Consider the following 12,209-nt stretch of genomic DNA (forward strand, 5'->3'; position numbering starts at 1 on the left):
CCGGCGGGTGCAAGTGCCTCTCGAAACATCCGAATCCCACCTTGGGGCGAATACGGAAGGATGTGTTTATCAAAAATCAAAGCAGCAAAGCAATTAGTCTTTTCGAAATCCGTAAGTGACAAGACAATTTTTTAGTCACAGTTCACGGATTTTTAATGCATTGGCAGGCAAAATGCCATTGCAAGCAACCGGACATAAGAAATATTATGGGCATACATCAATTTGAGGTATGGGAAGTCTTAGTAATATGATAAGTTGCCCGTGATATTACATATTGTTTAAATTATAACGACAAAAAGGACAGCGGTGTAAATTGTTCACCACTGTCCTTTCTCTATTTTCACAAAAGCTCTGTGCCGGATAAAATGCATCCAACACAGAGCTTTATCATTTACTGCTTCGCAAATATGGTTCCTACCGGTTTATCCTCAAACAGATCATACAGCTTGCGCGGATTCTTTCCGTTCATAAGCACCACGTCAATATCGGCAGCATGTGCGATCTCAACCGCCTTTATCTTCGTTGCCATTCCACCGGTTCCCAGTGCCGATCCGGCACCTCCCGCAAGATCTCTGATATCGTCCGTAATCCTGCCGACCTCCGGGATCAGTCTGGCGTCCTCATGGACATGCGGATCCTTATCATACAGACCATCAATATCAGACATGATCACCAGCAGATCTGCATTGGCGATCGTTGCAACATTGGCTGCAAGAGAATCATTCTCTCCCACCTCAAGCTCCAGCTCATCGATCGCTACCGTATCATTCTCATTGACGATCGGGATCACTCCCTGTGACAAAAGACGTTCCATCGAATTCACAACATGCTGTCTGCGGTCCTCCAGAAGCACATATTTGGTCAGAAGCACCTGCGCCACAACAATACTGTATTCGGCAAAAAATTTATCGTACATATACATCAGCTCACACTGTCCCACCGCAGCGCATGCCTGCTTGCCCGGCGTATCCTGCGGTCGTTTGGTCATTCCAAGCTTTCCCATGCCAAGCGCGATCGCTCCGCTGGACACCAGCACAATCTCATGACCGGCATTCTGAAGATCTGCAAGGGTCTTGACCAGATTCTCCACACGGCGGATATTTAATCGTCCGGTACGGTGTGTTAATGTAGAGGTTCCCACCTTTACAACGACTCTTTTTCTCTCACTGATTTTTCTCACGTCTGTTCTCCTCTTCTATCGGTTCTGTGACATCCCCACTGATATCACTTGTACATCTTCCGAAGCACAGCTCGCATATCTTCCGGTAAATATCACCCGTCTATCTTACCCCCTGCAATAACACTCGTCAATAGAAATTCCACAGAAAAATATTTTCACATTCCCCTGTCAGGAACTTCTGCAATTTCACAAAATACGCTGCCTTTGTGTCTTACTGACTAAGACTTCCCATACCTCAAATTGATGTGTGCCCATAATATTTCTTATGTATTGTAAATTTCATTGTGATTTTTGCCTCTGAATTTAACTAACTCTGGGAGACCGTGCCTGAAAATTGACGCAGATCGTTAGGTTTTCTGCAAAATCTTTGCTTTGCAATGTTTCGATGAAATACGTGTCTGGACGACTGAGCCTCATGGGTGGGCTCAGCTATTTCAGTGGGCACGCTTTCGCTACATTGCGCTACGCAACACTACATAGCACCTTAAAAAACAAGGTGCAAGTAGTGGCGAGCGCAAGTGCCCTTTGAAACACCTGAATCCCACCCTGAGGCGAGTACGGAAAGACACGTTCATCAAACATCGAAACAGCAAAGCATTTAGATTTTGCGAAAACCGTAGAACGACAAGTCAATTTTCAGGCACGATCTCCCAGAGATTTTAAGAATCTATATGGCAAAAATCACTTTCAAACGTTATTGACATAAGAAATATTATGGGCGGATTTCTATCCTTGGTATGGGAAGTCTTAGTTACTGATAATAATGCTGCAGGCGGCGTACTGTAAGAACAAAAAAAAACTGCCGAAAGAAGAAGCTGCAGGAGAACACTGATCATGCACCAATGTGTCAAAATCCCCTGTGGCAGTGTTCCAAGTACATTCAGAAGCCGTTCAAATTTCACGGTATATCCCATATGGCCCATCAGAAGAGAAGCCAACGTCACAAGCGGATTTACCAGCAAAAGAAGTACAAAAGTGCTCACCGGACTGACCCCTGCCGGATGTCCACCGCTGCTTTTGCGCAGAATATAAACAACCGCCACAATAAGGATCGTGCCGATGCCCGCCCCCATTGCCGCCAGATACGACCTGATTCCTGCCGTGTCTGTTTTCCGGCTTAAGGCAGACAGGTAAACACCAATGCTTCCGGTAAATACAGACTCCACCGCAAGCACCAGTAAAAGCTCCAGCAAATGGCGCTTCTCAACGCCTCCGATCACAAATACCAGAGACAAAAACGGCATTCCGGCCACAATAAACAAAAGGGTCAGACAGATGGAAGACAACATCTTACCCGCAACGATCCGAAACGGCTTCAGAGGCGATGCCATCAGAAGCTCCATCGTGCGATCCTCCCATTCCGAGGCAATGCTTGCTGCCGCAAAGGAGGGCACCAGTAAAAGAACCGTGCTGCCAAGAATGCCCGCCAGCACCAGATACACATAGGCGATCCCGGAGTAATCCATCACATGATTCCAGCCGTTCCGGAGTGCGATCCCATAGCCGGTCCCTGAAACAGCCAGAAGAAGCAGCTCATACGCTGCCAGCCAGACATAAAACCGCCTTGACCCCGCATAGCGTTTCATCTCTTCCCGCAAAATCGGATTAAGCTTAAACTTCATCCGTATCACCTCCATTTTCCAAAAACTTCTTTTCGGCCATCTCCCTATCCCCCTGATCAGTTCTCCTCTGTCATTTTCCAGAAGGACGTCTCCAGATCGCTTTTCCTTCGCTGAAACGAGATCAGTTCGACATCATTTTCCACAAGACGCCGCAATATCCTTGTCTGATCCTCCTGCGTTCCCCGAAAGCCCGCGAGGATCCTGCCGCCATCAATCGAGATCCTTGTCACCGTCTCCTCCTGCTTCAGCACCTCTACGGCTCCGGCACAGTTTTCTGCCACCAGAAGCTCCAGCGGATTCGTCTGATTGATCTGTTCCGAGATTTCCTCTAACGATCCCTGCACGGCAATTGCCCCATTCTGGAGAATTCCCAGAAACGCACCACTCCCCGCCAGAGGCGAGAAACCGGCAGAGGTAACCAGAACGGCTTTCCCTGTATCCTGAAGCAGATGAAGCAGTTCATCCAACACCGGTCTCTTCCCTGCGTCAATGCCATGATAGAAATCATCCAAAACAAGTACATCCGGTTCTCTCAGCATGCATCTCACTAAGGCCAGCTGTTTCTTTTCGTGTGGTGCCAGTTCCGCCACCGGCACCACCTCCATCCCGTCCATTCTGTACGCCGGAAGCAATTCCTGCATTCGCCGGTCGATCCGGTATCCGGATATTCCATACAGTCCGCCATAATATTCCAGATACTCCGCCACGGTCATATCACGATATCTTCCAAACTCTGCAGGGACATAGCCGACCAGCCCCGCAGCACCCTCTCCGTCGATCCGCACCTCCGGGGTTCCTGCCAGGATTTCTCCTCCCTCAAACGGAATAAGCCCCGCAACCATCCGGCAAAGTGTTGTCTTCCCAGCGCCGTGTGCACCGATCACGCCAAATATCTCACCATTTGCCACCTCCAGATTCAGATCCTCCAGCAAATATTTCCTCTGATAGATTTTTGATACCTGATGTATCTTCAGCATACTTAGTCACCTCCGACCAGAATATTCCTTGCGTCTCCTTCGTTTAACACCGTCTGTCCGCCAATGGAAATACGCAGCATAATACCGGTTTCTCCGTATTTCGGGCAGCCAATATTCTCAATGCCTCCCAGCATATTCTGCTGTTTTGCTTTCCGGACATCATACCACCCGGATATCTCCTGTTCCTCCGGGACAAATCCATAAAAAAACGTCTCGGTCGTTCCCATTTTCTTCATGCACACTTCCAGAAGAGCCCATCGTCTCTTCTTCTGCTCACCGGTCAGCGTTCTTTTCGCCGTATCCGTAAATAACTTATCTGCCAGACGCTCGTAGTTGCCGCTGTAATCATTGACCCAGTAACGTTTCAGGTAATGATTTTCCTTTAACAGATACGTCTTCTGATCCGCAATATCCCCAAGCTGATAAATCACTCCATTGTGGTAGATCATACAATCCTCGAGGTCACTGCCCGAGCGGTTTTCCAGTCTGCCAAGAAGGTGCATATTTAACACGGACAGATCCACCTTGATCGAGCCGTCAAGCCGCACCGAATCCTGACTCAGGAGATTGGTTCCCTCAAACGACGGTGCCTGTTCCACCTGAAGCGTTGTCTTTCCTTCTCCCTGGCTCAGACGCGTTTTCTTCTGTCCATCTGCCTGTTCCTGTGAGCTTTCCATAACCGGACCTCCATCCACGGAAAGCTCATAGCTTCCTGTCTCATCATGGATCAGCCGGAAATGACATTCCAGCATGCCGGTTCCCTCACTGTCCACCTCGATCTGATTCAGGTAATTAATGCATTGCCCCTCCAGTCTCGTGCTCGTGCCGATCAGGTAGATCAGTACCGCAAACAACCCCGATGCCGCCGGGATCATCCCCCAGACTGCCATACGATGTCTCGACCGTTTCATCAGATAATAAAATACCGGACTCGTAAGCACAATATAGACAATCAGAAAAACAATATAAAACCGCAGATTCGGCAACTTGTTCCAGTCGGTCACGGCCAGCCCGTCTTCATAGATCTGTTCTGTCTCTCCGCCATCCCTTTTATATTCTCTCAGCCGTCCCTCCTGCTCACTAAAATCCTTCCATATAATGTTGCGGATCCGGCTTCCCTGCACATCCCAATACTGTGAGGAAAGACCTAACGATACACCGCTTATGATCACACGTCCTCTTCCTGTTTTTTTCTCCTGAAGTATCACCTTTCCCTTCCTTGTTTTCAAAAGTGCTTTGCCACCGGTCACCTCCAGCTCCTGCAGTTCCCTGTGAACTCTTTTGAAAAAAACATTCTCCCTGACTGCAGCTTTCTCCACATCCGTCAGCTTCATCGACAGGAAATCATCCAGCATACTCTGTGTAAAATAACCACTCAGATAGTGATAGATCTCTCCCTCCGGCCGGATACATTCGTCAGATTTCTCCAAATCCGAAATGTCATTTTTCCATTTCTTATATATTGCACCCGAAAGGTTCTTTTTAAGGAACCTCTTGACCTCCTGCTGCTTCTGTTTTGCAGCCTCCCGCACTGCTTCCTCCCGTATCTGCTTCATATCCTTTTCCGTCACGCCAAATGCCGTAGCAATGTCATAGCTGCCCTGCTTTTTCCACTCAAACAGCTTCCCGCGAAACGGGGAGATTTCTCTTGCCTGACCGGAGTCTGCTAACACCAATATACCTCCGTTTCGAACCCAGTTGATGATCGCACGCACCTGCGCTTCCTGCAGCGTCTGAAGATCTATATCACTGGCGATCAGTACGTCCAGCCAGTCCAGACCGCGAAAATCCTCCGGCAGCTCCTCCCCGGACAGATATGTTACATTCGTACCGCTCTCCTCCATGTAACGCATCCTGTCCTTCTTCCGGCTGCAGATACCGACATATTTTCCATCGGTTTCCATGTCAACATCCGTCCATATCACACCGGAATATAACACCTGACCGTCTTCCCCCAAAAAGGTAAGCTTAAAGGATCCCTTTTCCGTCTGTACCGGCAGATAAAGCTTCAGCGATTTGCTGCCGGAATGCGCCAGTTCAAATTGCTTTTCATAGACGGTGCCGTTTTTGATGCCGACAGGCTTTACACGCAGCACTCCTGAAAATCTATCCCCCAGATTCCGGACATTGGCCGTAAGCTGTGTATACCTGCCGTACCGTATCTTTGTCGCTGCACCGATCTGAATCTCCGCATGGACATTTCCTCTGGTAAACACAGCCATTTTATTGGAGGAGATCACATTATCGTTTCTCTGTCCCACCCTCCTGCTGCCAAGCCTGTCCAGAAACACAAGACAGAGAATGACCATCGCCGCGATCAAAAGAACTTTTCCTATATGCATTAAACGTTTTCTCAAAATTCTGCATCCTCCGTCTCATTCTGCCATGGAAGGAATATCTCAAATATAGTTCCCTGCAGACTGCTTTGTGCCGTGATACTGCCGCCATGCAGCACAATGATCTCCCTCGCAATATTCAGTCCCAGTCCGGTTCCTCCTGTCTGAGGTGACCTTGCTCCTTCTACCCGGTAAAAACGTTCAAAGATCATATCCAGACTTTCCTCCGGAATGATCAGTCCATAATTCGTTACAGACAACACGATCCCATCTCTCTCCTGCAGACAGATCCGGATCTGCTTGCCATCCTTTCCGTACTTGACGGCATTGCTTAAAAGATTCTGCACTGCCCGCGCCATCAGGTCCGGATCCACCGCAAGTTCCAGACTTTTCCATGCACTGTCAAAGCTGCAATGCAGCTCATTATCCTCCATGAGCGGATAAAATTCTTCGACCATCTGCTCGATCAGCTTTACAAAATCAACCTGCTTACGGTGCAGCGTGATCTCCCCGCTCATCAGCTTCGTATAATCAAAAAGATCCTGTATCAGTCCCTCCAGCCGGTCAGCCTTTCGAAGGGCAACCTCCGTAAAATGCTGTCTCTGCGCAGCGTCATATTTGTCGGTATCCATCATCAGATTCAGATAGCCGCTTAAAGAGGTAAGAGGTGTCCTTAAATCATGTGCCAGACAGGCGATCATCTCCTTATTGGTCTGCAGTGCCTCTCTCTCCGCATCCATCAGCCTGGTAAGTTCCTCCGTCATCTCATTGACGGAGCGGGCGATCTCCCCGATCTCATCCTGTCGTTTCACCGGAAGTCTTCGCGGTTGTTCCATGGTCATGGATGAAATGCCCGCCGCCAGATCCGAAAGGTCACCGGTCAGTCCTCTTGTCAGAAACAGAAAATAGATCACAAAAAGAAACAGTCCCGCAAGAATACCCACTACAGCTATCGTATAAAAACTGTCGCTTCCAAGCTGCTCCAGATGACGAAAAACCCCTGACATTGTGTTCCCCGCACCCTGTCCATGTGAAAGACTGTCCTGTGTATAGACTGCATCCTGTCTGGATACCCCAAGCACCGTAGACATCAGATACAGAAGCATCGCGAGAATACTCTCTGTCACTCCGGCAAGCAGCAGACTCGCCGCCCCATACAATACAAGCTTCAGTCTCAGGCTCTTCCAAATACTATGCTTCAATCTTATATCCCACTCCCCAGACCGTTTTGATGATCTGAGCCTTTCTCTGTCTTCCCTCCAGCTTCTCCCGGAGTCTCCGGATATGCACCATCACCGTGTTACTCATGTCGTAGCTTTTCTCTTTCCATACCTTTTCAAAAATCTCATCGGTACTGAATATCTGACCCGGATGGGATGCTAACAGATACAGTATCTCAAACTCCAGATGCGTCAGATGTACCTGCCTTCCAAAGGCTTCCACCGCATGAAGGCTTTTGTCAATGTGTAAATTTTCCAGGCGGATCTCATCGGTGCGCTCCGCCGGATCCTGTACACCGAACTTCTGATAACGCCGTAACTGGGACTTTACACGGGCGGCAAGCTCTCCCGTCTGAAATGGCTTTGTCACATAATCATCCGCTCCGATCCCAAGACCTGCCACCTTGTCTGCCTCGGAATCCTTCGCGCTCAGCATGATCACCGGGATCATACTGACCTCGCGGATCTTCTCACAGACATGGATTCCGTCAATGCCCGGCATCATAATATCAAGAATCGCCAGATCGATCTTCTCCCTCGCAAAAACCTGCAGTGCTTCCCTTCCATCATATGCTTTATAAACACGAAAGCCTTCCTCGGCAAGATGGATCTCCACAAGCTCTGCGATATCCGGATCATCGTCCGCCACAAGGATCGTTGCCATGCCTTCCCCCATACTTGTTCCTCCTTCTGCACTGTCTCACGAAATCAGCGCCACAAAATCAAAATACCCACAGGATATATTCTATTATAGAATACCACATCCTGCAGGTATCATAAATTACAAATTTATTAAGATTCTTCCCCGGCTCCTTACTCCTTCCGAAGCTTGCGGAGCATGGCAATCTCATTGGTATATCCCTCATCATCGTTTGGCGTCTCCAGAATAAACGGAAGCTCCTTAAGTGCCGGATGATTGATGATCCTTGTGATCGCCTCAAGTCCCAGATGTCCCTGACCGATCTTCTCGTGACGGTCCTTGTGTGCACCGAGCGGGTTCATGCTGTCATTTAAATGAATTGCCTTTAAGCGGTCCAGTCCGATCACCTGATCAAACTCATTTAATACATCATCCAGATGATCGACAACATCATAGCCGCCATCCCAGATATGACAGGTATCCAGACAGACACCCAGCTTATCATCAAGGTCAACCAGGTCGATGATCCGGCGAAGCTCCTCAAAGCTTCTTCCGACCTCGCTGCCCTTCCCTGCCATCGTCTCCAGCAGCACCGTCGTGGTCTGCTCCTCAAACAGTGCTCCGTTGAGCGCCTCCGCGATCATTTCGATCCCCTGCTCTGCACCCTGTCCCACATGAGAACCCGGATGGAAATTATAATAATTGCCCGGCAGGTAATCCATTCTCTTCAGATCGTCCTGAAACATCTCCATCGAAAAGCTTCTGACATTCTCCTTGGCAGCGCAGAGATTCATCGTGTACGGTGCATGTGCGACCAGTTTACCAAAATGATGCTCCTCCATCAGTGCGAGCAGCTTATCCACATCTGCCGGATCAATCTCCTTTGCCTTACCGCCACGGGGATTCCTTGTGAAAAAGGCAAATGTGTTGGCACCAAGCTTTAACGCCTGCTTTCCCATTGCCTCAAAGCCCTTTGATGCAGAAATATGTGAACCAATATACATTGTCAGCCTCCTTTATCAACAGCTCTCATCCTTCATGGAAATCTTCAGAGGCTCCTTGCCCTTACGGTCTAACTTTGGTGTACTGCGGTCCGCAAGACTCTCATATGGTTTCTGCACCATAATACTCTGATATGCAGGACGAATGATCTTATCTACATTGATAAGCTCTTCCATACGGTGTGCGCTCCATCCAACGATACGAGCCATCGCAAAGATCGGTGTAAACAGCTCTGTTGGGATTCCAAGCATTGTGTATACAAATCCGCTGTAGAAATCGACGTTTGCGCTGACGCCTTTGTAGATCGCACACTCCTCGCCGATAACCTCCGGAGCGATCCTCTCGATCATAGAATAAAGTGCATAATCCTTATTCTCATGTTTCTCCTGTGCAAGGCTCTCCACAAAGCCACGGAATGCCACGGCACGCGGATCAGAAATGGAATATACGGCATGACCCATGCCATAGATCAGACCACGACGGTCAAATGCCTCCTTATGAAGGATCTTCTTAAGGTATGCACGTACCTCATCCTCATCCTCGGTATCGCGGACATGCTCCTTAATGTCGTGCATCATCTCAACAACCTTGATATTGGCTCCGCCATGCTTTGGTCCCTTCAGGGAAGAAAGAGCGGCTGCAATAACAGAGTAGGTGTCGGAGCCTGCAGAGGTAACTACTCTTGTCGTAAATGTGGAGTTGTTGCCGCCACCATGCTCCATATGAAGCACCAGAGCCATATCGAGTACCTTTGCCTCCAGATCCGTATACTTCTTATCCGGACGCAGCATTCTTAAGATATTCTCTGCTGCGGACAGATTGTCATCCGGACGATGGATGTAGAAGCTCTCGTCTCTCTCATAATGATTATATGCATGATATCCATATACAGACAGCATCGGGAATACACTGATCAGCATCAGACACTGTGACAGTACATTCTCCAGACTGATGTCGGATACCTTATCGTCATAGGAAGAAAGTGTCAGTACACTTTTCGTCAGGGAATTCATGATATCCTGGCTCGGCGCCTTCATGATAACGTCACGGACAAAGTTCGTAGGGAGTCTTCTGTTCTTTGCAAGGATCCCACGGAATTCCTCGAGCTCACTCTTCGTCGGAAGGTTGCCAAACAGCAGAAGATATGTGATCTCCTCAAACCCAAAACGTTTATCCTTTCTCATGCCGTTCGTCAGATCGTAAATATTGTATCCACGATAGAACAACTGACCATCACACGGAATAACCTTACCGTCCACAATGTCACTCGCCTTGATCAGAGAAATATTGGTAATACCGGAAAGTACGCCCTTACCGTTCTTGTCACGAAGCCCGCGCTTCACCCCATATTCTGCAAAAAGACTGCTGTCAATGGAATTGTTCTGAATACAGACATCCTTGTACTTGTGTGTAAAATCGCTCATCATCTTTTCAAAATTATCCTGCACAATATCACCTTTCCTTTCAAAAATGCCTTCGGGTTTCCCGTGCTCCGATGCACATCCCCCAATTACTGCAATGCATCGGATATATTCTGGTGAATCTTCTGCGCTACGTTCTGAACAACCAGAAGCTCCTCCTCGCTGATCCCCCGGAATATTTCCTGAAACATCTCCCTCTGCACTGCCTTGCCATCTCCAGCACACAGGCTGCTTCCGGCTGTACCGTCAAATGAATATACCGTCTGTCCTGATCATCATACTGCTTTTTTAAATACCCGCGAAGCAGCAGACTGTCAATCGCTTTGGACACGTTCGACTTGGTAAAATGAAAGATCTTCACAAGATCCTTCGCCGTGTTGCGGCTTCCATGATTATCAAAAAAAAGCAGCACACGCACTTCCATAATCGTCATATTAAATTTTTCAGTAATTTCGGAATACATAACTTCCTGATACTTTTTGAAATACTGACCACTTAATAATTGTTCCATTCTGTCATCCATGAAGCCCTCCCCATTGTCTGACATTGACAGGACACGATGCTTTCCCTTGCATCAGACAGTTCATTTTAGAACTATTATATCAGAAATCTGCTTTTACGTCAAATACACCGGCACAAAATCTACTCGTCCCTGTTCAATATTCATGACAAGATACGATGGCTGATGCCCCTCCTGTCTCGGTCTGGAAATACTTCCCGGATTGACCACATAGACACCGTTTCTCTGCTCCACATGCGGAATATGTGTATGACCGCACATCACGATGGAAACGTCATTGGCACGCGCCAGTTCACTCATGCTTCCAATGCTGTCAAAGCCTGCATACTGATGACCATGTGTCAGCAGGATCCGATAACCGCCAATCTCCACAATCTTTGAGAGCGGCACACCACAAAGACTGCTGTCGCAATTGCCGCGCACCATATCAACCGGCACGCCTGCCAGATCATAGATATCATCCGGATCGCACTGAAAATCGCCCAGATGAAACATCCTGCAATGAGTTCCCCGCATATTTGCAACTGCCTTTTTGAGATTCTCATTTCTTCCGTGGGAATCGCTTACCACAAGCACCTTGATCTGTTCTGCTGCGTTATTCTCCATACTAATCTGACATTCCTTTCTCTGTTTCCGCTTTCTGATCAGACAATACCATATTCTTTCATTTTCCGGTACATCTCTGTCAGAGCCCGCCCTCTGTGCTGATCTGATTTTTATCCTCCGGCTTAAGCTCTGCCGTTGTGCAGCCAAGCTCCGGCACATAAAAGATCGGGTCATAACCAAAGCCGTTCTCACCCTTCTCACTGTAGCCGATCTGACCTTCTACCACGCCGCGGCAGGTGAAACTTCTTCCGTCCGGAAATACACAGGCGATCACACAGACGAATCTGGCACTGCGGTCGTCGCTCTCCACATCCTTTAAAAGCTCGATGATATGATTATTTTTCACTGTATACGGAGTATCCTCTCCCATATATCTTGCGGAGTAGATTCCCGGTGCCTTATCCAGTGCATCCACCTCAAGTCCGGAGTCATCCGCCAGAACGATCTGTCCGGTCAGTTCCGAGATCTTACGTGCCTTGATCAGTGCATTCTCTTCAAATGTGCTGCCATCCTCAACGATCTCTACATCCTGCAGATTCTCATCCTTCAGAGAAGAAAATACGATATCCTCCCCCTGCAGGATCTGACGAAACTCTTTCATTTTACCTTCATTGCCGGTTGCTACGATTATTTTTTTCATGATTATCCTCTTTTCCTTTTATTATGTTCCATTTCACGGACATAT

The 12,209-nt window shown here is 48.2% G+C and carries 11 protein-coding genes; all 11 read right to left on the reverse strand.

What is annotated here, in order from left to right:
- Positions 1-391: 391 nt before the first annotated feature.
- Positions 392-1,180 (reverse strand): glutamate 5-kinase, encoded by a 789-nt coding sequence (proB, locus tag DXA20_RS10475; RefSeq protein ID WP_118560637.1) that lies wholly within the window; start codon positions 1,178-1,180, stop codon positions 392-394.
- Between the two features lie 659 nt (positions 1,181-1,839).
- Positions 1,840-2,802, reverse strand: a complete 963-nt coding sequence (locus DXA20_RS10480) for an ABC transporter permease (protein WP_158577208.1) — start codon at positions 2,800-2,802, stop codon at positions 1,840-1,842.
- A gap of 56 nt (positions 2,803-2,858) precedes the next feature.
- Entirely contained in the window at positions 2,859-3,779 is a 921-nt protein-coding gene (locus DXA20_RS10485) for an ATP-binding cassette domain-containing protein (protein WP_118560641.1), read from the reverse strand.
- Between the two features lie 2 nt (positions 3,780-3,781).
- On the reverse strand, positions 3,782-6,136 hold the full coding sequence (locus DXA20_RS10490; protein ID WP_147403739.1) for a DUF4350 domain-containing protein: 2,355 nt from the start codon (positions 6,134-6,136) through the stop codon (positions 3,782-3,784).
- Entirely contained in the window at positions 6,133-7,317 is a 1,185-nt protein-coding gene (locus DXA20_RS10495) for a sensor histidine kinase (protein ID WP_118560645.1), read from the reverse strand. Before DXA20_RS10495 ends, DXA20_RS10490 begins: the two co-directional genes overlap by 4 nt.
- Positions 7,307-7,999, reverse strand: coding sequence for a response regulator transcription factor (locus DXA20_RS10500; protein WP_330420811.1), 693 nt, complete (start codon positions 7,997-7,999; stop codon positions 7,307-7,309). The genes DXA20_RS10495 and DXA20_RS10500 overlap by 11 nt, the downstream gene beginning before the upstream one ends.
- A gap of 149 nt (positions 8,000-8,148) precedes the next feature.
- Positions 8,149-8,979 (reverse strand): deoxyribonuclease IV, encoded by an 831-nt coding sequence (locus DXA20_RS10505; RefSeq protein ID WP_118560649.1) that lies wholly within the window; start codon positions 8,977-8,979, stop codon positions 8,149-8,151.
- A gap of 15 nt (positions 8,980-8,994) precedes the next feature.
- Entirely contained in the window at positions 8,995-10,404 is a 1,410-nt protein-coding gene (locus DXA20_RS10510; protein ID WP_022305411.1) for a citrate/2-methylcitrate synthase, read from the reverse strand.
- 124 nt (positions 10,405-10,528) lie between these two features.
- Complete coding sequence (locus DXA20_RS10515) at positions 10,529-10,921, reverse strand: MarR family transcriptional regulator (protein ID WP_158577209.1); 393 nt, start codon at positions 10,919-10,921, stop codon at positions 10,529-10,531.
- A 93-nt stretch (positions 10,922-11,014) separates the two neighbouring features.
- Positions 11,015-11,524, reverse strand: coding sequence for a metallophosphoesterase family protein (locus tag DXA20_RS10520; protein ID WP_158577210.1), 510 nt, complete (start codon positions 11,522-11,524; stop codon positions 11,015-11,017).
- A 79-nt stretch (positions 11,525-11,603) separates the two neighbouring features.
- Positions 11,604-12,164 (reverse strand): RdgB/HAM1 family non-canonical purine NTP pyrophosphatase, encoded by a 561-nt coding sequence (gene rdgB, locus DXA20_RS10525; RefSeq protein WP_199877071.1) that lies wholly within the window; start codon positions 12,162-12,164, stop codon positions 11,604-11,606.
- Positions 12,165-12,209: the final 45 nt, after the last annotated feature.

Origin of the sequence: Roseburia sp. AM59-24XD, from assembly GCF_003478445.1 — a bacterium.
In the GTDB taxonomy this organism is placed as follows: domain Bacteria; phylum Bacillota; class Clostridia; order Lachnospirales; family Lachnospiraceae; genus Jutongia.

What these genes read in the sequence shown, in the direction of transcription:
- DXA20_RS10480 (WP_158577208.1), bottom strand. Translation starts at nt 2,802, where the DNA reads ATGAAGTTTAAGCTTAATCCGATTTTGCGGGAAGAGATGAAACGCTAT.
- DXA20_RS10485 (WP_118560641.1), bottom strand. Translation starts at nt 3,779, where the DNA reads ATGCTGAAGATACATCAGGTATCAAAAATCTATCAGAGGAAATATTTG.
- DXA20_RS10500 (WP_330420811.1), bottom strand. Translation starts at nt 7,999, where the DNA reads ATGGCAACGATCCTTGTGGCGGACGATGATCCGGATATCGCAGAGCTT.
- DXA20_RS10505 (WP_118560649.1), bottom strand. Translation starts at nt 8,979, where the DNA reads ATGTATATTGGTTCACATATTTCTGCATCAAAGGGCTTTGAGGCAATG.
- DXA20_RS10510 (WP_022305411.1), bottom strand. Translation starts at nt 10,404, where the DNA reads ATGATGAGCGATTTTACACACAAGTACAAGGATGTCTGTATTCAGAAC.
- DXA20_RS10515 (WP_158577209.1), bottom strand. Translation starts at nt 10,921, where the DNA reads ATGGATGACAGAATGGAACAATTATTAAGTGGTCAGTATTTCAAAAAG.
- DXA20_RS10520 (WP_158577210.1), bottom strand. Translation starts at nt 11,524, where the DNA reads ATGGAGAATAACGCAGCAGAACAGATCAAGGTGCTTGTGGTAAGCGAT.
- rdgB (WP_199877071.1), bottom strand. Translation starts at nt 12,164, where the DNA reads ATGAAAAAAATAATCGTAGCAACCGGCAATGAAGGTAAAATGAAAGAG.